Origin of the sequence: Burkholderia cepacia (assembly GCF_001039005.1) — a bacterium.
GTDB classification, from domain to species: Bacteria; Pseudomonadota; Gammaproteobacteria; order Burkholderiales; family Burkholderiaceae; genus Burkholderia; species Burkholderia theae.
In genome coordinates, this window is sequence record NZ_LDWR01000025.1 from 1 (window position 1) to 20,928 (window position 20,928).

19 protein-coding genes are annotated in these 20,928 nt (G+C 68.1%); 3 read left to right on the plus strand and 16 right to left on the minus strand.

Going from position 1 to position 20,928, the window contains the following annotated elements:
- Positions 1-31 precede the first annotated feature (31 nt).
- The 3 genes from VL15_RS15340 (at position 32) to VL15_RS15350 (ending at position 3,721) form a co-directional block, all read left to right on the plus strand.
- Complete coding sequence (locus VL15_RS15340; RefSeq protein WP_048246489.1) at positions 32-934, plus strand: HpcH/HpaI aldolase/citrate lyase family protein; 903 nt, start codon at positions 32-34, stop codon at positions 932-934.
- A 190-nt stretch (positions 935-1,124) separates the two neighbouring features.
- Complete coding sequence (locus tag VL15_RS15345; RefSeq protein ID WP_048246490.1) at positions 1,125-2,207, plus strand: porin; 1,083 nt, start codon at positions 1,125-1,127, stop codon at positions 2,205-2,207.
- 44 nt (positions 2,208-2,251) lie between these two features.
- A complete protein-coding gene (locus VL15_RS15350; RefSeq protein WP_048246491.1) occupies positions 2,252-3,721 on the plus strand; it encodes an MmgE/PrpD family protein in 1,470 nt (489 codons plus the stop codon).
- A 14-nt stretch (positions 3,722-3,735) separates the two neighbouring features.
- Here the strand turns inward: VL15_RS15350 and VL15_RS15355 are convergent, their stop codons facing one another.
- The 16 genes from VL15_RS15355 to VL15_RS15430 form a co-directional block, all read right to left on the minus strand.
- The gene (locus tag VL15_RS15355) at positions 3,736-4,665 is read right to left on the minus strand and encodes a LysR family transcriptional regulator (RefSeq protein WP_048246556.1); all 930 of its coding nucleotides are present in this window, start codon (positions 4,663-4,665) and stop codon (positions 3,736-3,738) included.
- Positions 4,666-4,956: 291 nt separating this feature from the next.
- The gene (locus VL15_RS15360) at positions 4,957-5,976 is read right to left on the minus strand and encodes a cyclase family protein (RefSeq protein ID WP_048246492.1); all 1,020 of its coding nucleotides are present in this window, start codon (positions 5,974-5,976) and stop codon (positions 4,957-4,959) included.
- Positions 5,973-7,454 carry an MmgE/PrpD family protein gene (locus tag VL15_RS15365; protein WP_053077656.1) on the minus strand — a complete coding sequence of 494 codons (1,482 nt, stop codon included), beginning with the start codon at positions 7,452-7,454 and terminating at the stop codon, positions 5,973-5,975. Before VL15_RS15365 ends, VL15_RS15360 begins: the two co-directional genes overlap by 4 nt.
- A complete protein-coding gene (locus VL15_RS15370) occupies positions 7,451-8,323 on the minus strand; it encodes an HpcH/HpaI aldolase/citrate lyase family protein (RefSeq protein WP_048246493.1) in 873 nt (290 codons plus the stop codon). The genes VL15_RS15365 and VL15_RS15370 overlap by 4 nt, the downstream gene beginning before the upstream one ends.
- Entirely contained in the window at positions 8,320-9,558 is a 1,239-nt protein-coding gene (locus VL15_RS15375) for a CaiB/BaiF CoA transferase family protein (protein ID WP_048246494.1), read from the minus strand. The genes VL15_RS15370 and VL15_RS15375 overlap by 4 nt, the downstream gene beginning before the upstream one ends.
- A gap of 102 nt (positions 9,559-9,660) precedes the next feature.
- The gene (locus tag VL15_RS15380; protein WP_048246560.1) at positions 9,661-10,824 is read right to left on the minus strand and encodes a zinc-binding dehydrogenase; all 1,164 of its coding nucleotides are present in this window, start codon (positions 10,822-10,824) and stop codon (positions 9,661-9,663) included.
- A 58-nt stretch (positions 10,825-10,882) separates the two neighbouring features.
- A complete protein-coding gene (locus VL15_RS15385; RefSeq protein ID WP_048246495.1) occupies positions 10,883-11,470 on the minus strand; it encodes a hydrolase in 588 nt (195 codons plus the stop codon).
- A gap of 8 nt (positions 11,471-11,478) precedes the next feature.
- On the minus strand, positions 11,479-12,975 hold the full coding sequence (locus VL15_RS15390; protein WP_053077657.1) for an MFS transporter: 1,497 nt from the start codon (positions 12,973-12,975) through the stop codon (positions 11,479-11,481).
- A gap of 387 nt (positions 12,976-13,362) precedes the next feature.
- Positions 13,363-14,118 carry a histidine utilization repressor gene (hutC, locus tag VL15_RS15395; protein ID WP_048246496.1) on the minus strand — a complete coding sequence of 252 codons (756 nt, stop codon included), beginning with the start codon at positions 14,116-14,118 and terminating at the stop codon, positions 13,363-13,365.
- Between the two features lie 71 nt (positions 14,119-14,189).
- A complete protein-coding gene (locus VL15_RS15400) occupies positions 14,190-15,683 on the minus strand; it encodes an HAL/PAL/TAL family ammonia-lyase (RefSeq protein WP_048246497.1) in 1,494 nt (497 codons plus the stop codon).
- A gap of 7 nt (positions 15,684-15,690) precedes the next feature.
- Complete coding sequence (locus VL15_RS15405) at positions 15,691-16,482, minus strand: ABC transporter ATP-binding protein (RefSeq protein WP_048246498.1); 792 nt, start codon at positions 16,480-16,482, stop codon at positions 15,691-15,693.
- 27 nt (positions 16,483-16,509) lie between these two features.
- Complete coding sequence (locus VL15_RS15410) at positions 16,510-17,256, minus strand: ABC transporter permease (protein WP_048246499.1); 747 nt, start codon at positions 17,254-17,256, stop codon at positions 16,510-16,512.
- Positions 17,257-17,268: 12 nt separating this feature from the next.
- Positions 17,269-17,991 (minus strand): ABC transporter permease, encoded by a 723-nt coding sequence (locus tag VL15_RS15415; RefSeq protein ID WP_048246500.1) that lies wholly within the window; start codon positions 17,989-17,991, stop codon positions 17,269-17,271.
- Between the two features lie 101 nt (positions 17,992-18,092).
- Positions 18,093-18,953, minus strand: a complete 861-nt coding sequence (locus VL15_RS15420) for a transporter substrate-binding domain-containing protein (RefSeq protein ID WP_048246563.1) — start codon at positions 18,951-18,953, stop codon at positions 18,093-18,095.
- Positions 18,954-19,532: 579 nt separating this feature from the next.
- On the minus strand, positions 19,533-20,531 hold the full coding sequence (locus VL15_RS15425) for an ABC transporter substrate-binding protein (RefSeq protein WP_048246501.1): 999 nt from the start codon (positions 20,529-20,531) through the stop codon (positions 19,533-19,535).
- Between the two features lie 41 nt (positions 20,532-20,572).
- Positions 20,573-20,917: a DUF3088 domain-containing protein gene (locus tag VL15_RS15430; RefSeq protein ID WP_048246502.1), complete on the minus strand. Its 345-nt coding sequence runs from the start codon at positions 20,915-20,917 to the stop codon at positions 20,573-20,575.
- Positions 20,918-20,928: the final 11 nt, after the last annotated feature.

Consider the following 20,928-nt stretch of genomic DNA (forward strand, 5'->3'; position numbering starts at 1 on the left):
TGAAAGTGACTTTCATTTTTAGAGATCAACGATGAATTCTTCGCATCAACCTGTCTGGCGCTCGCTGCTGTACGTCCCCGCCCACGTCCCCCGTTTCGTCGCATCGGCCGCCGCGAGCGACGCCGACGCGCTGATCCTCGATCTCGAGGACAGCGTCCCGGCCGCGTGCAAGGCGGCCGCCCGCGACGGGCTGGCCGACGCCGTGCCGGCGTTGCGCACGCCCGGCCGCGACGTGCTGGTGCGCGCCAACGGCCCGCTCGACCTGCTGGTGCCCGACCTGCGCGCGGCCGTCCGGGCCGGCGTGGACGGCGTCGTGCTGCCGAAGGTGCGCGGCAGCTCGCACGTCGAGGCGATCGACGAGCTGCTGGCCGCGCTCGAAGAGGAAACCGGCGCCCCGCCCGGCGGCACGCGGATCGTCGCGATCGTCGAAACGCCGCGTGCGTTCCAGGCCATGGACCGGATCGCGCGGGCGTCGCCGCGCGTCGTCGCGATGATGCTGGGCGGCGGCGACTTCGCGCTGAACTGCGAAAGCGGCGCGAGCGCCGACGTGCTGCGCGTGCCGAAACAGTTGCTGATCATCGCCGCGCGCGCGGCCGGCATCCTGCCGCTCGGCCTCGTCGGCGGCCTCGACGAGCTGCGCGATCTCGACGCGTTCGAGCGCATCGCCCGCATGTCCGCGGAGCTCGGTTATGCGGGCGCGACCTGCATCCATCCGCTGCAGGTCGGCGCGCTCAACCGCGCGTTCCGGCCCGACGACGACGCGGTGCGCGACGCGAACGCGGTGCTGGCCGCCTACGACGACGCGCGCGCGAACGGGCGCGGCGCGCTGCGCGTCGACGGCAGGATGGTCGACGCGCCCGGCGTCGCCCGCGCGAAGCGCGTGCTCGCGCGTCACGCGGCCGTGCAGGCGCGTACCGGCGGCACGCCCCGGTGATGCGCGTGCCGCCCTTCATCGCCGCGCTTCGACCCTGCGTATGCGCAGGTCGCACGATGCGCGTGTGCGTCCCGCCGCGACGCCCCCCGTTCGCCGCCCGGCCCGGATAGCGTCGCCCCGCAGCACCGCCGCGCCGCTCGACCGGCGCGGCGTCGCAATCCAATAAATAAACCCACGAAGGAGACAAGCCATGGGCAAGCGGATGTCCGCACTGTGCGGACTGGGCCTCGTATCGGCCAGCGCCTGCGCGCAGAACACGATCACGCTGTACGGCGTGGCCGACGTCTATACGGAATTCCTCACCCACCAGGCCGCGCCCGGCGACAAGTCGTCGGCATCGCTCGTGCGGATGGCGTCGGGCGGCAAGAGCGGCTCGCGCTGGGGCCTGAAGGGCGTCGAGGAACTCGGCGGCGGCTGGCAGGCCGCGTTCCGGCTCGAAAGCGGCATCAACCTGAACAACGGCACCGGCACCGGCGCGGGCGGCTTCGACCGCTCCGCGTGGGTCGGGCTGCAGCACGAACGCTGGGGCGCGCTGCGGCTCGGCCATCAGTACACGACGCTGTTCGACGTCATGGAGCACTATTCGCCGACGGGCGCGTACTCGACGCTGTACGAGCCGGCCGGTGCGATCGTCGGCGTCAACTTCCGCGAGAACAACGTCGCCAAGTACCTCGCGAAGATCGGCGCGCTGACGCTCGAAACGCACTATTCGTTCGGCGGCACGCCCGGCGCGTTCCAGTCGAACGCCGCCTACGGCGCCGGCTTCGACTATGCCGGCGGCGCATTCTCGGTCGCCGCCGCGTTCGACAACGTCAACACGCCGCAGCCGGGCGGCTTCGCGCATTTCCGCCGCTACGCCGCCGCCGCGATCGCGTCGGTCGACCGCGTGCAACTGCTGGCCGGCGTCACGCACGGACAGAGCGGCGTCGCCGCGCCATCGGTCGTGACGAGCTACACGTTCTGGTGGGCCGGCGTGCGCTATGCGATCACCCCTTTCCTGCAGGCGATCGGCGCGTTCTATTACGAGGACATCCGCGCGCAGAATCCGCCGAACGCGCAGACGCCCGCACCGCACCCGGCGAACCCGCAGCAGGTCACGCTGCAGTTGAACTACTTCCTGTCGAAAGCCGTCACGGTGTACCTGGCGGGCGGCTACGCGCGCCGCGCCGCGCTCGATTTCGACAACTACAACTACAACTTTCTCCACTACACGCTGGCCGGCGACCGTGCCAGCAGCGCGGGCGCGGCACTCGGCCTGCGCAAGCTGTTCTGAGCCCGCCTCTCCCCCCGTTTCAGGAACCTCCGGAGCCACGCACCATGAACCGCCGCCACTTCCTTTCCACGCTGACCGGCACGGCGCTCGCGCTGCCGTTCGCCCACGCCCGCGCCGGCGCGCTGCCGGCCGCCGGCGTCACCACCGGCCGCCCCGATCTCGCGCAGCAACTGGCCGACTACGCGGCCGGGCTGCAGTATCGCGACCTCGACGACGCGACGATCGAGACGATCAAGGCACACCTGATCGACGCGCTCGGCTGCGCGATCGCCGCACACGACGAACGCCCGGTGCGGATCGCGCGCGATGTGGCGCTTGCGTCGCCGGGCGGCGTGTCGACGATCGTCGGCACCCGCGAGCGCACGAGCCCCGATCTCGCCGCATTCGCGACCGGCACCGCGCTGCGCTACTACGATTTCAACGACGCATACGCCGGCAAGGAGACCGGCCATCCGAGCGACAACATGTCCGCGTGCCTCGCCGTCGCCGAAGCGCAGCATGCGAACGGCCGCGACCTGATCCTGTCGATCGCGATCGCGTACGAGATCGCGTGCCGGCTGATGGACGCCGCCGCGATCAGCCCGCGCGGCTGGGACCACACGTGCTACAGCCTGCCCGCCGTCGCGCTCGCCGCGGGCAAGCTGATGCGCATGCCCGCGCCGCAGCTGGTGCAGGCGGTGAACCTGTCGATCAACAGCCATCTCGCGCTGAACCAGACGCGCGTCCAGCAGTTGTCGAACTGGAAGGCGCTCGCCGATGCGGACGCGGCGCGCAACGCGGTGTTCTCGACGCAGCTCGCGCGCGCCGGGCTGACCGGCCCCGCGCCGATCTTCGAAGGCATGGCGGGATTCTTTCCGCAGGTGTCCGGACCGTTCGCCGTCGACACGCGCGAATTCGGCGGGCGCGGCGGTGCGTTCCGGATCGGCAAATGCTTCGTGAAGTTCTATCCCGCCCAGGGGCTCACGCAAACCGCGATTCCGGCCGCGGTCGACGTCGCCGCGCAGGTCGGCGACCTGCGCCGCATCCGGCGCATCGAGATCGACACGACCGAGGTCGGCTACGTGACGGCCGGCCGCGACCGCGAAAAATGGGCGCCATCGACCCACGAGACCGCCGATCACAGCCTGCCGTACATCGTCGCGCGCGCGATGCTCGACGGCGACATCACGACCGAGAGCTACCGGCACGACGCGCTGCAGGATCCGGCGCTGCGCGCGCTGATCGAGCGGATCACGGTGCGCGAGGACCCGTCGCTTACCGCGCGTTATCCGGTGCAGGCACCGAATCGCGTGACGGCCGTGTGCGAAGACGGCACGACCTGCACGAAGCAGGTGGACGACCTGCCCGGCTCGCCGACGCGGCCGATGCGGCGCGACGACTACGTCGCGAAGTTCACGAAGAACTGCCGGCGGCACTGGAACCCGGCACAGATCCGCGCGGCGCTCGATTACCTGTGGCGGCTCGACGAGCAGCCCGACGTCGCGACGCTGCCACCGCTGCTCGTCGTCGGCTGACCGGCGTGACCGGCCTACGCCACCGCCGCGACGACGTGCCGTTCGAGCGCTTCCGCGACCTCGACGATGCGGCTGCGCAGCCACGCGTGCGCGTTGCTGCCGTCGTAGCGGCGGTGCCAGTACAGCGACCACGCGACGGGCTCCATCGCGAGCGGCAGTTCGCGGATCACGAGCCGCGCATCGTCGAGGCTCAGCGCGTGCCGCTCCGACATGATCACCGCGTACGGCAGCGCGTCCAGCATGTTCGGCACGACGAGCCAGTGCGGCACGTTGAGCGCGATGCGCCGCGTGCAGTGCATGGTCGCGAGCAGGTTGTCGATCAGGCTGTGGTCGACCGGGTTGATCGTCACGTTGAGGAAGTCGAGCGCGAGAAATCGCTCGAGCGTCAGCGGCGCGGCCGCGTCCGGATGGCTGCAACTCATCACGCAGACCATCCGGTCATGAAACACGATGCGCGACGACAGCGTGCCCGAATGTTCGAGGCCGGCGCTGATTGCCAGGTCGAGCAGCCCCGATTCGAGCGCGTCGGCGGTCCTAGTCGCGCTCATGTGCACCACGTCCATGCCGATATTCGGGCTGGTCAATCGCATGCAGCGCAGCAGCGCCGGCAGCAAAAGCAATTCGGTGAGATCCGACATGCGCACCGTAAAATGGCGCTCGGACGTAAAAGGATTGAATTGATAATCCGATTCAAATAATTCCTCGATTTGTTGCATGATTTGTCGAATCGGCATGGCCAGCGCCTGTGCGCGCGGCGTCAATTCCATGCCGACCGCCGTGCGCGCCAGGATCTCGTCCTTGAACAGGAATCGCAGCCGCGCCAGCGCGTTGCTGACGGCCGGCTGCGTGAGGCCGACCTTCTGGCCGGCCCGTGTGACCTGCTTCTCCGTCAATAGCGCATCGAGTATGACCAGCAGGTTCAGATCGATCGAACGTAGATTCATGTTTGCGACCATCCACTAAACAGGTTAACCACCGCCTCCGATTACGATTGCGAAATTCTGCAATCGGAGCAATCCCCAGATATTTAGTGCAATGCACAAGAATAGTCCAATCTTGACGTATCTATATTTTTAGGTATCGGACGATATTGGTTAATTTTTTAAATTAATGGGTCCGTTTTGTGTCGATTCTTCTGAATACCGCGCCAATCGGCCATTTAATTCGCGATTTTCGCAACCCGGTCGCGTTGAAAAAAATGCGGGCGGCCGCCGCCACAGCCGCCGCCCGCAGGCTCAAACGGTCGCGACAGGATTCGCCGGCGCGCCGACCAGGCCGCGGATATGCAACGGCGGCGCGGTCAGCAGAAACCGGTTCCGGCCATGCGCATGCAGCCAGTTCGCGAGCGGCGTCAGGTGCCACAGCTCGCCGAGGTGAATGCCGAGCTTGAACAGGCACAGCTCGTGCAGCGGCATCAGTGCGCCCGGCTGCGGGAGCGGCTGCGCATTCTGCGGACGTTCCTCGATCGCATGGTTGTCGGCCACGAGCGCGGCCAGCCCCGATTCGTCGATCCATTGCAGCAGCCGCGCATCGCTGCTGTCCAGCACGCACGCGGTCGCGACCGTCGCCGGCGATCCGCCGTCGTCGTTCAGCAGCAGATCGGCGAAGCCGGTGTGAATGCAGACGATGTCGCCACGCTCGACCTGCACGCGGTCCGCCTCCATCACCTGCATCAACTGCGCGAAGCCGACCTTCGTGCGCGCATCGCCGAAATGACGCCGCAGGTCGATCAGCACGCCGCGCCCCTGCACGCCCGTCTGCGCCATCACCTCGATGCCGAGCGCGCGCGCGCCGCCCGTCGCGTCGCCTTCCTGCGGCACCCGCAGATGTTCGCCCATCCGGAAACCGTTGTAGAACACGATTTCAGGCACGCCGTCGTCGTCCGCGTCGAACACGCCGCCCACATGCGACAGGCCGTCCCATTGCGTCGAGAACTGCGAGTGCATACAGAACGAGTCGTCACAGACCACGTCGGTTGCGTTCGCAACCTGTTCGTCGGCCCGATAACCGAAGTACGGCTTGTCGCCGAGCAGCGCCGGCATGATCGCCGGCGGCCGGCGCCGCGCGTTCAGCCCGCCGCCGCGCGGCACGTCGAGCGGCAGGCTCAGCGAGAACGACAGCCCTTCCCGCACTTCGGCGACGCCCTGCCGTACCTTGTCCGGCGTCAGCCAGTTCAGCCGCCCCTTCTGATCGTCGGGACCGAAATCGCCCCAGTTCGAGCCGGGCGGCCGCTTTTTCCAGCGCGGTGCATTCAAGATCGGTGTCCTCCTTCAGTACCTGACGTCAGCGCCGCAAGCCCGTCGAGCGGCGCATCGTCGGCGAGCGCCTGCACCGCGTCGCGCAGCGCGAGCGCGCGCTCCATGCCGAGCTTCGAACTCGCCGCCAGCACGAATTTCGCGGTGAGTTCCTGTTCGGTCAGCGGCCGCGAATTCGTGCCCTTGCTCGACTCGATCCGCGCCTCGCGCACCTGCCCGTCGCGCAACTCGACGCGCAGCACCGCCGGCAGGAAGTTCGGAAAGCGCGTGTCGCACCACGGATCGGCCACGCAGCGCACCTTCGCGGCCAGCGCGCGCCGTGCGGGGTCCTGCGCAAGCGCATCGTCGAAATCGTCGAACCAGACGCCGAGCCCGCCGCCGCCGAGCAGCGCCGCCGCGACCGTGTACGGCCCCGAGAACGCCGCCGCATAACCGGTCGGCGGATTCGCCTTCAGTTCCGCCGGCTCGCCGATCGTGCGCAGCGTCGACGTCGCGACCCGCAGCTCGGCCGACACCACGTCGTCCGCCGTCACGCCTTGCGCCTTCAGTTGCAGCGCCGCGTCGATGCCCGGATGCGTGAAGTGGTTGCACGGATAGGGCTTGAAGATGATCCGGCTCGTCTCCCATTCGTCGCCGAGGCCGCGCAGCACCGCGTCGACGTCGGCAAGGTCGCCGCACCACGCGTGGAAGAAGCCGAAGCGGCCTTCGAGCGCGGTTGGCGGCGCGGTCACGCCCGCGCCCGCCAGTTCCGCCGCGCTCACGCCCGCGTGCGCCGCCCAGCCGCAGTGGATCCGCTTCACCGAGCCGCCGGTGCGGTTCGCTTCGAGCAGGCCCGCACCCATGCTCGCGGCAATGCCGAGCGCCGCCGCGATCTGCGCGGCGTCGAGCCCGAACAGCATCGCCGCGGCCGCCGCCGCGCCGACCGTGCCGCAGATCGACGTCGCGTGCTGGCCGCGCTCGAAGAACACCGAATTGCCGAGCCGCTCGTTGTACGCGGCGACACCGAGCCGGATGCACACCTCGGTGCCGACCGTGATCGCATCGAGCAGCGCCGCGCCCGACGCGCCGCTCGCCTGCGCGGCGGCGAGCGCGGCCGGAATCACGGACGCGCTCGGATGCAGCACCGAGCGCATGTGCGAATCGTCGAAATCCATCGCATGCGCAAGCGTGCCGTTGACGAGTGCGGCGCTCGCGGCCGGCAACCGGTCGGGCGCGCCGATCACGCTCGCCGGGCCGGTGCCGCCCCAGCGCCGCGCGACCTGCAGCACCGACTGCGCGACCGGTTCGTCGTGCGCGATCAGGCTGTTGCCGACCACGTCGAGCACGCGCGCGGCGGCCTCGACGCGCAGCCTGCGTTCCAGCCCTTCGGCGCGCACCTCCGCCGCAAAGCGGCCGAGCGCGCCGACGATGCCGTCGGGCGGCAATGGCCGGTTCGTCGTGGTCGCCGCCGGAGCGGAAAGCGTTTCGGGTGTACTCATGCCAGTGCTCCACTGAGTCGAAGATTGTTCGCGAGCGCGAGCGTCACGCGCGCGTTGGCGATCAGCGGCGGCGCGACCACGCGGCCGTCCGGCAGCACGAACACCGACGACGCCGAGGCCTTGCCGGCCGCCGCATCGACCGCCTCGAGCACGCGCTCGGCCGCGCGGATCTCGTCCTCCGACGGCGTGAACACCTCGTTGATCACCGCGAGCTGCGACGGATGGATCGCGAAGCGCCCGAGGAACCCCATCGATTTCGCGCGCAGCGTCGATTCCTTCAGCCCGTCGAGATCGGGCAGCGTGTGATAGACCGTCTGGATCGGGCCGCTCAATCCCGCCGCGCGCGACACGACCACGCAGCGCGCGCGGCACACCTCGAGCGTGAAGTTGTCGACGCCGATCTGCAGGTCCGCACGCAGGTCGCTTTCGCCGAGCCCGATCCGTTCGAGCCGCGGCGACGCGGTCGCGAGCTGGTAAGCCGTCTCGACGCCGTACGCCGACTCGATCAGGATCTGGATGCCCGCGTCGCAGCCGAGCGCGTCGAGCCAGCCCGCGACCTCCTGGATATGCTGCGGCAGGTCGCATTTCGGCAGGCGCAGCGCCTGCAGCGCCGGCTGCGCGATCGCGTCGACGTCGTCGCGGCACCAAGGGCTGCCGATCGGGTTGATCCGCACGTAGGTCGGCTTCGGCGGGCCTTCCGCGAGAATCGCGGCGGCCGCCTGGCGTGCCTCGGCCTTGTGGCTGGCCGGCACGGCATCCTCGAGGTCGAGCACGATGGCATCGGCTTCGCTTGCATACGCTTTTTCCACCACCTGCGCCTTGTGCGCGGGCACGTAAAGGTAACTGCGGTATGTTGCGCTGGTTTTCATATCACGCCTCGTTCGGTCAAATCGGCGATCTCGCGCCGCTCCAGTCCCAATGCGCCGAATACTTCGTCGTTGTGCGTGCCGCGCGCGGGTCCTCCCCAGCGGATCGCGCCGGGCGTGTCGGACAACCGGAACGGCACGTTGTGCGTGCGGAACGCGCCGAGCTCCGCGTCGGGCACCGACACGACCGAGCCGAGTGCCGCGTACTGCGGATCGCGCAGCACGTCGGCGACGTCGTAGATCGGCGCGACCGCCGCCTGCGCGCGCTCGAATTCGGCGATCACCTCGTCGCGCGTGCGCTGCCCGATCCAGCCGCCGACCGCCGCATCCAGCTCGTCCGCATGCTGCGCGCGCTCCGCGCCGTTCGCGAACCACGGTTCGTCGATCAGGTCCGCGCGGCCGACGAGGCGCATCACGCGCTCGGCGATGCTGTGCGCCGACGTCGACAGCGCGACCCACTTGCCGTCCGACGTGCGGTAGACACCGCGCGGCGAGTTGTTCGGCGAACGATTGCCGGTACGCTCGGGCACCCGGCCCGTCTGGTCGTAGCTCGCGACCTGCGCGCCCATCGCGGCAAGCATCGTCTCGATGATCGCGAGATCGACGACCTGGCCGCGCCCGGTGTGCTCGCGCGCCTTCAGCGCGGTCATGATCGCAAACGCGGCGGTCAGCCCCGCGACCGTGTCGGCAAGCGGAAACGACGGCAGGAGCGGCGGCCCGTCCGCCTCGCCGGTGATCGACGCGAGCCCGCTCATCGCCTCGGCCAGCGTGCCGAAGCCCGGCCGGCTCGCATACGGGCCGAACTGGCCGAAGCCCGTCACCCGCACGAGCACGAGCCGCGGGTTGATCGCGGACAGCACGTCGTAACCGAGCCCCCAGCGTTCGAGCGTGCCGGGCCGGAAATTCTCGACGACCACGTCCGCCTGCGCCGCCAGTTCGCGGAAGATCCGCTGGCCGTCGGCCGTGCCGAGATTCAGCGTGACCGCCCGCTTGTTGCGCGCGAGCACCTTCCACCACAACGGCACGTCGTCGCGACGCGCGCCGTACTTGCGCGCCGGATCGCCGTCCGGATGCTCGACCTTGATCACGTCGGCGCCGTAGTCCGCGAGCATCGTCGCCGAGAGCGGGCCCGCGAACAGCGTCGCGGCGTCGATCACGCGAATGCCGTCGAGCGGCGCCCGTTTGGAGGCGTCCGACGCCGCGCCGGCGTCGACGTCCCCGATTTCCACAGTGGCCATGCCGTTCTCCAGTCAAATGGATTGCACGGCGCGCCGCGCACCGACATCGTCTGCATGACTAATCAACATGCAAAGATGCGGGCGCGGCGCGCGACCTGTCGCTCAGACGGCGTTGATCCGGTAGATCGGGAAATACGTCTGGATCTTCCCGTTCAGGTAGTCGGACGCGAGCTTCGGCACCTCGTCGAAATCGAAGATCTCGGTCGGCTCCTCGCCGATCCAGCCGCTCGTTTCCTGGAAGTCGCGGATCGTGATGCTGTCGTCGTAGCGCCACGCATGCGTGTGGATGTGCAGGCGGCGGTTGATGCATTCCGTCGCGCGCAGGTTCCACAGGCGCATCCCGGTCTTCCAGCCGACCGTCGTGACGATGCCGGTGCGGCCGACCACGCGCATCGTCGAGCGATACAGCGCGCCGCCGAGGTTGTCGAGGAAGATCGCGACGCCGCGGCCGCCGCTCAGTTCGGCGATCGTCTCCGCGAACACACGCTCCGACTCGCGATAGCTCGCCTGATACTCGGGATCGGTCTTGTAGCGCTCTTCGTCATACGCGAGATTCGGGAACTTGCGGCGATCGACCGGCGTGATGCCGAGCTTCGCGAGCTCCTCGAGGCGCCGGTCGTTGCTCGCCGTCATCGCGACGCGAAAGCCCTCGCGCTTCGCGAGCTGGAGTTCGGCGAGCGTCGTGCCGCCGCCCCAGCCGAACACCAGGTAGTCGGCCGGATCGACGTCCGGCAACTGCGAGCGCCAGCAGGCCGACGCCACCTTCCAGTTGTCCCACGCGGTGAAGTAGCGGCCGTACGTTGCCCATTGCAGCAGCGAATGCCGGCTGTCCGTCGGCACCGCCACGAGGTTGTCGGCGCGCATCTTGGTCCGCTGCGCCATCACGCCGATCGTGCCCGGCGCGTCGTACGCGTAGACGAGTTCGGCGAACCCGTATTCGTCGCGCTTGCCGAACGGCATCACCATGCAGATCTCGCCTTCCTTCAGCGTCTTCACGCCGCGGCCGCGCTCGACGATGCGCACCAGCGCACCGTTGCCGAGCACGATCTTGTCCTCGCGGCGCTGCCGGCAGATGTCGACCGGATTGCGCGACAGCGCGTGGTCGAGGTTCGCTTCCCACGATCCGTACAGCGGCTCGACCAGCACCTCGTCGGCTTCCAGATCGGAGAATTCGAAGGTTTCGCGACGCAGCTCGCCCGCCACGGGCGCCTGCTTCTTGCTCGGTTCCGGTCCTGCGTAAAGAACCCATGCATCGGTCTTGATCATCGTCATGCCTCGTTAAATGGCTCTGTATGAATGGTGCACGCCGAACACGCCGCTTCGTTCAGCGCGAAAACGCCTGCTCCAGTGCCGCCTCCACGTCGGCCGTCGCGGCCACCTGCCCGAGCTTCGGGAAGATCTGCGTCAGCGCGAAGGTCTGCGCGTCGGTGGACGACGTGCTGACCGCGTCGCTGACGACGACGACGTTGTAGTTGTTCTCGTATGCCTGGCGCGCCGTCGATTCGACGCCGATGTTGGTTGCGATCCCGGTCAGCACGATGTCCGTGATGCCGCGCCGGCGCAGTTGCACGTCCAGGTCGGTGCCGGTGAACGCGCCCCACTGGTGCTTCGTCACGACGATGTCGGACGGCGCCACGCCGAGCGCCGGCGCGAACGCGCTCCATTCGGGGTCGAGATTCGGCGGCGCCGACGGCGCATCCGTCTTGACCTTCAGCGCCACGCCGCCGTCCGGCTGGTAGCTCGTGTGCACGTAGATGACGGGAAGCTGCAGCGCGCGGAACGCGGTCGCGAGCTCGACCGTCTTCGCCACGACCTGCGCGCCGGTGTACGGCACGACCGGCAGCGACACGATGCCGTTCTGCAGATCGATGGCGACCAGGGCAACCGTGCGATTGAGCGTCGGAATGGACATGTAAAACCTCACTTCTGTTGGGAGATGGAAGAAGCGGCGGCATCCAGGTGCCGGCTCGATGCCGCGTTGAGCAGCAGCAGCACGCTGATGACCGCCAGGACAATGGCCAGCTCGCGCAGGCCGCGATCGCTCGCCGGATGGCCGAGCGCCAGCCCGACGAGCGCAAACGACAGGCTGCCGCCGACATACTGCGCGGTGCGGTACAGCCCCGAGGCCGTGCCGATCCGGTCGTGCGGCGCGCTCTGGTAGAGCGCCGCCTGGTTGCCAAGATTGTTGAAGCCGTTCGGCACGCCGAACACGATCGACAGCAGCACGATCGACCAGACCGGCATCGCGCTGGTGAGGAAACTCATCACGACGCTGCCGACGCACAGCATCGCGGAGCCGATGATCAGCACCGGCCGCGAGCCGTGGCGGTGCGCGAGGCGGGTCGCGAACATCGTCGCCACGGTGCCGATCCCGGCGACCGGCAGCATCACGAGGCCGGCATCGGCGGCGGACAGGTGCTTGGCTTCCTGCAGCCACATCGGCAGCGCATAGAAGATCGCGTAGAACACCGCGTAGGTGCCGACGCAGCGCAGGTACGTGCTCGTGAGGGCGCGGTTGTCGCTCAGCATGCGGATGTCGATCAGCGGCGTCGCGGCCCGTCGCTCGCGCCCGACCAGCATCGGGCACAGAACCAGCGTCGCGACCAGCAGCAGCCAGTCGGGCTCGTGCGATACCGATTGCAGGAACAGCAGCAGGCTCGCGAGCGTCAGGACGAACAGCGCGACGCCCGGCAGGTCCAGTTCCTTCAGCGTGCTCCGCAGCGTGCGGCGCTCCTGCGCGCCGCGCGGGACGACGTCGGCCGGAATCCACAGCCATGCCAGCACGAAGGCCAGCAGCACGATCGGCACGTTGATCCAGAAGATCGCGCGCCAGCCGGCGAATTGCACGAGCGCGCCGCCGAGCGGCGGCCCGAACGCGACGGCCACCTGCGCCGCGACCGAGATCGCACCGAGGCCGCCCGTCGGCGTCGCGCCGTTCGCGTGCCGCTGCGACCACGTGCGGATCATCGCCATGCCGGCCGGATACGCGGCGGACGTGCCGATGCCGAGCGCGACGCGCGATGCGATCAGCCACCCGAGCGACGGCGCGAACGGCGCGAGCGCGGACGCGATCAATACGATCGCGAGGCCGATGCAGAAGATCCTCTTCGCACCGAACCGGTCGGCGAGTCGCCCCATCGTCGGCTGGCCGACGGCCGTCGCGAGATAAAGGCCCGACACGAGCCACATCGTGTCGATGCGTTCATGCCCCTGCGGGTTGAACGCCTGCTGGATGCTGACGAGCGCGACCGCGATCATCGACGAGTTCAGCGCGTTGAGCAGCGTCCCGAGCACGATCGGGCCCACCAGCCGGGACGGCAGGCTCAGGCCCGCCGCGCGCGCATTGCCTCCGCCTGCCGGCGTGACGCCGGGGCGCGGGGGTGACGCTTCCGCAGGTCGATCGGGAGTCGTTTTCATGGCATCGTCGAGTGGTGGATTCGCTTCGTTCGAGCAAATTCGAACGTGCGTTCACCTTACCGGGACGATTGCCGTGAATGAAATGGATTGTTGCGATGCACACATTCGTCGCTTGAATGCAGATCGCGAGCCGGATGCGCAAAAGCGGCCCCGGCAGGCCGGAAATGACGACGACAAACTCGCCGCGCCCCTTGCCGGACGGCCCTATCCCGGGAGCGCGACGGATCTTGCCGAATACATACGAAATGATTCGCCCTGCGCGCTTCCACCGGCTGATGACCGTTTTATGCGGCAGTGCGGCGAGAATTCAGAGCGGTCGCTCTAGACCGGCACGATGAATGGCATATCGCTACGCGGGGTTGAGCCGCCGGGTGGCGACCTGCACGCTCACACCTTCCCCGCCAGATGAAACCGCGATGCCGGATGCCACAAGCGCACCGACGTCGCGACATGCTCGCCGACCCACGTGCGGCGCCTCAATAACAGACACGGCTCGCCGATTTCCATCACGAGGTGGCGGCGCACCTGCGCGTCGGGCTTCTGCGCGTAGATCCGGAACTCCGCGCGCTGGATCGGCGCAAGCCGCACCATGTAGTGATTCGGCGTCTCGACCGTGAAGTCCTGTTCCAGATACGCGGGAAACAACGCCGGATTGACGTAGCGATCCTCGAACTGGATCGGCTCCTCTTCCTCGTAATGCACGATGCGCGAATGGAACACGGGCCCTGAACGCAGCCCGAGCGCTTCGACCGCCTCCTGATCGTCGCTGCTTTCGATCAGCAATACGCGAGCGCTGTGCCGATGGCCGCGCTCCGCGATCTCGTCCGCGATGTTGCGGATTTCCAGCACCGTCGATTCGTAGTGCCGCCGTTCGACGAACGTGCCGGCGCCCTGGATCCGGGTCAGCACGCGCTCGGCGGTCAGCTCGCGCAGCGCGCGCGACACCGTCATCCGCGCGACGCCGAACTCCTTGACCAGCTCGGCCTCGGTCGGAATCGCGCCGCCGGGCTTCCAGTCGCCGTTCGCGATCCGTTCGACGACGTAGCGCTTGATCTGCTGGTAGGCCGGCAACGCGCGCGCCGGCACGTCGTCGCCCGGTGCGCTCGCCTGCCGGCCGGCGAGTTGTCGTTCCGCTTCGTTCATGCGCCCTCGATCGAATGAATGATGGATCGCCCGCTGGCCGCCGCGATGTCACGGCGGCCGGTCTCCCGCCGTTACATCACCGGCGGCGGCACACCCGCGACGATGCCGGCGGCGATCGCGATGTCGTCCGCGAGCGGCCGGTCGTCCCGGTACGCCGGCACGCGTTCGCGCACATGCCGCCACAGCGTGTCGGTGGGTGCGGCCCGCGACGCGCTGCCCGCCTGCAGATCGTAGGCCTGCGCGGCGGCCAGCAGCTCGATCGCCAGCACGCGCGTCGTGTTCTCGATGATGTCGAGTGCCTTCAGCGCGGCCGGCGTCGCATGGCACAGATGGTCTTCCTGCAGGCCCGACGTGATGCCGCCGTCGAGGCTCGCCGGCCCCGCGAGCCGCTGGTTCTGCGCGACGAGCGCGACCGCCGTGTACTGCGCGATCATGAACCCCGAACAGGTACCGCCCGGCGTCGCGAGGAATGCCGGCAGCCCGCTCACGAGCGGATTGACGAGCCGGTCGAGACGCCGTTCGGCGATCGCCGCGACCTGGGCCATCGCCGCCGCGAGACTGTCCATCGCCAGCGCGATGCCCGCGCCGACCGCATGTGCCTGCGAATGGACGGCCGGCGCGTCGCGCGTGCCGGCCACGATCGGATTGTCGGTCACCGACGCCAGTTCGCGATCGACCACCTCCGCCGTCACGTCGAACACGTCGCGTGCCGCGCCGTGCACGTGCGGAATCGTGCGCAGGCTGAGCGGATCCTGCGTATGCCGGCCGCTTGCCGCCGCGAGCATGCCGCTGTCGGCGAGCAGCGCACGCAAGCGCGCGCCGACGTGACCGATGCCGGGCGAAATCCGCAACGCAAGCGACGCCGGGTCGAATGCGGCGAGCTGCCCGCCGAGGTTCTCGAAACTCATCGCGGCGACCCAGTCGGCCCAGTCGAGCAGCCGCTCGGCGCGGGCCAGCGCGAGCGCGGCCAGCCCCGTCACGCACGGCGTGCCGTTGACGAGGCTCAGCCCTTCCTTTGCGCCGAGCACGAGCGGTGCGCGGCCGATGCGGCGCAGTGCCTCGTCGCCGCGAATCCGCTCGCCGCGGTGGCGCGCATGGCCATGGCCGATGCAGACGAGCGCGACATGCGCCATATGCGTCAGATAGCCGACCGAGCCGTGCGCGGGCACCTCCGGCAGGCAATCGTGTTCCAGCAACGCGACGAGCTGGTCGACGACGTCGGCGCGCACGCCGGAATGACCGTGCGCGTAGTTGTTGATTGCCGCCGCGACGATCGCGCGCGTTTCCGCCGCGCCGAGCGGTGCGCCCACGCCGACCGCGTGGCTCATCAGGATGTTGCGCGACAGCGTGCTCTGCTGCGCCGGCGACACGATCACGTTGCACAGTGCACCGACGCCCGTGTTGACGCCATACGCGCGGATGCCGCGCGCGACGATTTCATCGACGAGCTCGCGGGCCGCGACGACGCGCATGCGCGCTTCGTCGGCGAGTGCAAGCGGTTCGCCTGCGGCCACCGCCGCGATCTGCCGCCAGTCGAGCGGCCTTGCCGAACGGAATACGGTCATGGCGGCCTCAGTTCGCGGAACGGTCGTGATGGCTCGATACGAACTGTCGGAAGCGCTCCGAGCACTGGCCGCCGAACAGGTCGCCGGGCGTGCCGTCCGAATCGACCTCGCCCTGATGCAGGAACATCACGCGGTTCGACACGTGACGCGCAAAACCCATCTCGTGCGTGACGACCAGCATCGTGCGCCCTTCCTCCGCGAGCGAGCGCATCACGCGCAGCACTTCGCCGACCAGCTCCGGATCGAGCGCCGACGTCGGTTCGTCGAACAGCATCACCTTCGGATGCATCGCGAGCGCACGGGCGATCGCGACGCGTTGCTGCTGGCCACCCGACAGGTGCGCCGGATAGTAGTCGCGCTTGTCCGCGAGGCCGACGCGCGCGAGCAGCGCCTCGGCCTCCTCGACCGCTTCCGCGCGGCTGCGCTTCTGCACGCGCAGCGGCCCTTCGACGAGGTTGTCGAGCACCGTCATGTGCGACCACAGGTTGAAGTTCTGGAACACCATCCCGAGCTGCGAACGGATCCGGTCGACCTGACGCCGGTCGCCCGGCTGCAGCTTGCCGTCGCGCGCACGCTTCATCTTCAGTTCCTCGCCGGCGAGCGCGACGGTGCCGTCGTCGGGCGTCTCGAGCAGGTTCAGGCAGCGCAGGAACGTGCTCTTTCCCGAGCCGCTCGCGCCGAGGATCGAGATCACGTCGCCTTCGTGCGCATCGAGCGAAATGCCCTTCAGCACATGGTGATCGCCGAACGACTTGTGGATGTTCCTGACCGACAGGGCAACGGGAGCAGCGGTGTTCATCGGATTCTCCGGGAAAGAGGGATGCGCTCAGGACGCGACGCGCCGGGCGTTGCGCGCGGCGGCGGCCGCCTTGCCGGCCGGCTTCGGCGCGCGCAGGTGGCCCGACAACCGCCATTCGAGCGCGCCGAGCACGCGCACGACGATGAAGTTCAGGCCGAGGTAGATGAGGGCCGCGCACACGAACACCTCGGTCGTCCGGTAGGTCTGCTGGATGATCTGCTGCGCGACGCCCGTCACTTCCCACACCGTGACGAGGCTGGCCAGCGCGGTCGACTTGACGAGCAGCACGGCTTCGGTCGAGTACGCAGGCAGGCACTGACGCAATGCGATCGGGCCGATCACGCGCCGCAGCAGCGCGAAGCCCGACAGGCCGATCGAATAACCGGCCTCGATCTGCCCGACCGGCACGGCCATCAGTCCGCCGCGCAGAATCTCGGCCGTGTAGCCGGCGGTACACAACGCCAGCGACAGCACCGCGCACACATACGGTTCGCGCAGCAGCGGCCACACGAAGCTCTCGCGAATCACGCCGAACTGGCCGAGCCCGTAGTACACGAGGAACATCTGGATCAGCAGCGGCGACCCGCGAAACACGAGGATGTATGCGCGTGCGAAGCGGTTCGGCAGCCAGCGCGGCGACACGCGCATCGTGACGATCACGAGCGACAGCAGGCCGCCGAGCACGAGCGACGCGAAGAACAGGCCGAGCGTGGTCGGCACGGCCGCGAGCAACTGGCGCAGCGTGTCGATGAGGAAGGCGAAATCGATGGACATGCGTGCTCTCCGTCAGTTGCGCGCGAAATTGCGGCGGAACGAGCGGCCCACGATCGCTTCCGCCCGGTTGAACACGCGGTTCGACAGGCCCGTCATCACGAGGTAGAGCGCGCCGCCCGCGACGAAGAACACGAAGTACTGGTGCGTCGAGTTCGCGGCGATCTGGCTCGTGCGCAGCAGCTCGGCGAGCCCGGCGACCGAGATCAGCGCCGAGTCCTTTAAGCTCAGTTGCCACACGTTGCCGATGCCGGGCAGCGCAAAGCGCAGCACCTGCGGAATCAGGATGCGGCGCAGCACCATGCTGCGCGGCATGCCGATCGAGCGGGCCGCTTCGAGTTCTCCCTTCGACACGGCCAGCACGGCCGCGCGGTAGACCTCCGCCTGATACGCGCCGGAAATCATCCCGACCGCCAGCGCGCCAATCACGAACGGCGGCACGCCGATGAAGCCTTCCGCGCCGAACCACTGGCCGATGGTCGTCACGAGCGTCGAGCCGCCGAAATAGAACAGGTAGATGACGAGCAGTTCGGGCACGCCGCGAAACACCGTCGTGTAGAGGTCGCCGAGCAGGCGGGCGCTGCGGTGGCGCGACAGTTTCGCGGCGGCGATCGCCGCGCCGATCACGGCGCCGACAGCAAGCGCGGCGAGCGTCAGCGCGACCGTCATCAGCGCGGCGAGCAGCAGCACACCGCCCCAGCCTTCGGTTCCGAAGCCCAGCATTTCAAGGATCGCCATGCGTGCCTCCCGGCAAGCGTTGAATGGATCGACAGGATGCGTGCCGCCGCGCGTCGCGGTGTCGTTGCGTGTCGCTTACACGGCGGCTGCCGGACGTGCGCTTACGGCGTGACGTCGGTCTTGAACCACTTGTCTGCGAGTTTCTTCACGGTGCCGTCCGCGAGCGCCGCGCCGATCGCCGCATCGAACTTCGTCTTCAGGTCGGCGTCCTGCTTGCGAAACGCAAGACCTTCGCCCGGCCCCCAGATCGGCCCGCCGAGCTTCGGGCCCGCAAGCACGATCGACGCGTTTTCCTTTTTCTCGATGTTCGCCGCGTAGTACGTGACGTCGTCGAACGACGCATCGATGCGACCGGCGACGAGGTCGAGATCGCGCTCGGGCGAAGTCTTGTACACGCGGATCGACGCGATGTCCTTGAAGCTGTCGTTGATGAATTTCGTATAGACGGTGCCCGACTGGATACCGATCGTCTTGCCCTTCAGCTGCTTGCGCAGCACGTCGACGGTCGGCTTGTCGGCGTTCGCGTCGCCGGTCAGCTTGACGGCCGGCGCGCCGGGCGCGGCCTTCGGAATGATCTTCGTGTCGGTGACGGCGAACGTCGCCGGCGTGGCCGCATAGGGGCGCGAGAACAGCAGGATCTTCTCGCGCTCCGGCGTGATCGAGATCGCATCCATCAGGACATCGAACTTGCCGGCCTGCAGGCCGGGGATCATCCCGTCCCAGTCCTGCGCGACCATGTTGCACTGAACCTTGATCCGGCCGCAGACATTCGCGAGCAGTTCCGGCTCGAAGCCGCCGAGCTTGCCGCCCGGCAGCGTGAGGTTCCACGGTGCGTAGCCGCCTTCGAGCGCCACCGTCACCGTCTTCCACTCCTTCGCCTGCACCGGCGCGGCGAGCGTTGCCGCCGCGGCCGCGATGACGCCGATCGTCTTGACTGCCCACTTGATGCGCTTGCCGTTCACGAGATTTCTCCTTGCGTTGAAGTTCGTCATCCCTTCGGTCATGCAAGCCGCCTCAGGAATTTGTCTATACAAGCATGCAAGAAGAAAAACGGCAGGACAAGCGTCGACAATAAAAATCGACGCAAACGCGGGAAATCCCTTAATTACAGGCCTCCGGCGTGCCTCGTTGCGGGGAATCCGGGCACGAATTTGGTGCAACAGACCTAGACGAATCGCAAGGATGACTAGACAAATTTCGAATTGGATTATTGCGCGCTTGCCACGCGACATGCGGAGACAGGCCTGTCGGGCTGACCGGCATTGCGTCTGCGGATTGGATATCCGGTCCATGCGCGATCGAGTATTTCGACCTCGCCAGCCTCAACCTGCCGGCCATTCTGCTGTCGCCGCTCCACGTAGACTGGCGCTACGAACGGTTGCCGAGGGCCACGCCGTGGTATCCCAGTGTCCGCATCGTTCGGCAACCGGCGATCGGCGCGTGGGATGCAATGGTCGCCAATGCGCGATACGGTTGGTGTCGTACGGGAAGGTTCGCGTGAGCTTCGCACTCAGGCACGGCATCCCGTTCTCCACATAACCTCACACCGACGCCACCAGCGCGTTGAACGACGTATCCCACAGCGGCGCGACATTGGCCGGCCCGTCCAGCACGCCGATCCGGGCGAACACGTCCGCGACCTGCTGATGCTGCGCAACCACGTCGGGCGTCACCGGCAGCAGCGCATAGTCTTCGCTGCGCTGCTCGAACATCGCGACGAGATCGGCAACCGGCACGCGCGTCTCGCGGTTCTGCACGAGCGCATAGTCATGAAAATGCCCGTTCGCCCACGCATACGCACGCCGGAACCGCAGCAACAGATCGCCGGTCGCCGCACGACGACGCGCATCGTCGAGCGTGCGGGGATTCGCGTAGACCGGGAAATTTCCCGACAGATAACCCTTCCCCGTCTTCAGCACCCGCGCGCCGTAGCGATTGCGCGCGAGCTGGCCGTTGTAGCCGTAGATCGCCCATGCGTCGATGTCGCCGCGGTCGTACGCGGATAACCCGTCGGTGGGCGACAGGTTGATCGGCTGGATGTCGTCGAAGCTCAGGCCCGCCTCCGCAAGCTGGCGATACAGGAAATAGTGCGACGTCGTCGCGCGCACGTAGCCGACGCGCTTGCCCTTCAGGTCCGCGATGCTGCGGATCGGCGTGTCCTTGCGCGCCAGCGTGACCTGGTTGTTCAGGTCTTCGCGGGCACGGGAGATGAACCGGACATTCGCTTTCTGGCGCGCGGCGAACACGGCCGGAATCTCGCTGCCCGAGCCGATATCGAGCGCATCCGCATTGAGCGCCTCGATGTGCAGCACGCCGTTGTTCAGTTCGCGCCAGTCGATCCGGTATGGCGTGTCGCCGAGCCCGGCCGCCTGCAGCAGCGCGCGCCAGCCGCCCTTGTAGGTCGCGACGCGCAACGTCGTGCCGGCAAGATCGGCGTTGATGGCGGGCGCGGCAAACGCGGCCCGCATGGCCGCGGGGGTCGACACGACGGCGGCGCCGGCGAGCAGCAGGCGGCGGCGTGCCGCCGAAATTGACGACATCGGATGCTCCTGTCGATGGGATGAGAAGTTGAACCGTCGCGTCAATGCAGCGCCGGAAATCCGTGGCGCTCGGCCAGCAGTTCGAGGATCCGGCGCGCGTCGGTGACGAAGCGCACGTCGCTGAGCGTCTGCGCATCGTCCGGTGCCGGCTGGTCGTGGCCGAGCACGAGCACCGGCAGGCCCTGGTGCGCATCGTCGAGTGCGTCGATCACCGTATGCCGCGGCCGCTCGAACCCGACGCGCTTCACGTCGAGGCGGCCGGCGCGGTCGGGCGCGCTCGCCAGCAGTCCTTCGATCGACAGTCCGTGCGGACAGACAAAACGTTGCCCCGGATGCTTCGGATCGGCAAAGCCCGGTTCCAGCAAAAACAGCACATCGCGACTCATGTCAAACGGCT

Coding starts and splice junctions, on each gene's coding strand:
- VL15_RS15370 (WP_048246493.1), bottom strand. CDS start 8,323: ATGAAAACCAGCGCAACATACCGCAGTTACCTTTACGTGCCCGCGCAC.
- VL15_RS15345 (WP_048246490.1), top strand. CDS start 1,125: ATGGGCAAGCGGATGTCCGCACTGTGCGGACTGGGCCTCGTATCGGCC.
- VL15_RS15380 (WP_048246560.1), bottom strand. CDS start 10,824: ATGATCAAGACCGATGCATGGGTTCTTTACGCAGGACCGGAACCGAGC.
- VL15_RS15400 (WP_048246497.1), bottom strand. CDS start 15,683: ATGACCGTATTCCGTTCGGCAAGGCCGCTCGACTGGCGGCAGATCGCG.
- VL15_RS15390 (WP_053077657.1), bottom strand. CDS start 12,975: ATGAAAACGACTCCCGATCGACCTGCGGAAGCGTCACCCCCGCGCCCC.
- VL15_RS15430 (WP_048246502.1), bottom strand. CDS start 20,917: ATGAGTCGCGATGTGCTGTTTTTGCTGGAACCGGGCTTTGCCGATCCG.
- VL15_RS15415 (WP_048246500.1), bottom strand. CDS start 17,991: ATGGCGATCCTTGAAATGCTGGGCTTCGGAACCGAAGGCTGGGGCGGT.
- VL15_RS15355 (WP_048246556.1), bottom strand. CDS start 4,665: ATGAATCTACGTTCGATCGATCTGAACCTGCTGGTCATACTCGATGCG.
- VL15_RS15350 (WP_048246491.1), top strand. CDS start 2,252: ATGAACCGCCGCCACTTCCTTTCCACGCTGACCGGCACGGCGCTCGCG.
- hutC (WP_048246496.1), bottom strand. CDS start 14,118: ATGAACGAAGCGGAACGACAACTCGCCGGCCGGCAGGCGAGCGCACCG.
- VL15_RS15365 (WP_053077656.1), bottom strand. CDS start 7,454: ATGAGTACACCCGAAACGCTTTCCGCTCCGGCGGCGACCACGACGAAC.
- VL15_RS15410 (WP_048246499.1), bottom strand. CDS start 17,256: ATGTCCATCGATTTCGCCTTCCTCATCGACACGCTGCGCCAGTTGCTC.
- VL15_RS15375 (WP_048246494.1), bottom strand. CDS start 9,558: ATGGCCACTGTGGAAATCGGGGACGTCGACGCCGGCGCGGCGTCGGAC.
- VL15_RS15385 (WP_048246495.1), bottom strand. CDS start 11,470: ATGTCCATTCCGACGCTCAATCGCACGGTTGCCCTGGTCGCCATCGAT.
- VL15_RS15340 (WP_048246489.1), top strand. CDS start 32: ATGAATTCTTCGCATCAACCTGTCTGGCGCTCGCTGCTGTACGTCCCC.
- VL15_RS15405 (WP_048246498.1), bottom strand. CDS start 16,482: ATGAACACCGCTGCTCCCGTTGCCCTGTCGGTCAGGAACATCCACAAG.
- VL15_RS15425 (WP_048246501.1), bottom strand. CDS start 20,531: ATGTCGTCAATTTCGGCGGCACGCCGCCGCCTGCTGCTCGCCGGCGCC.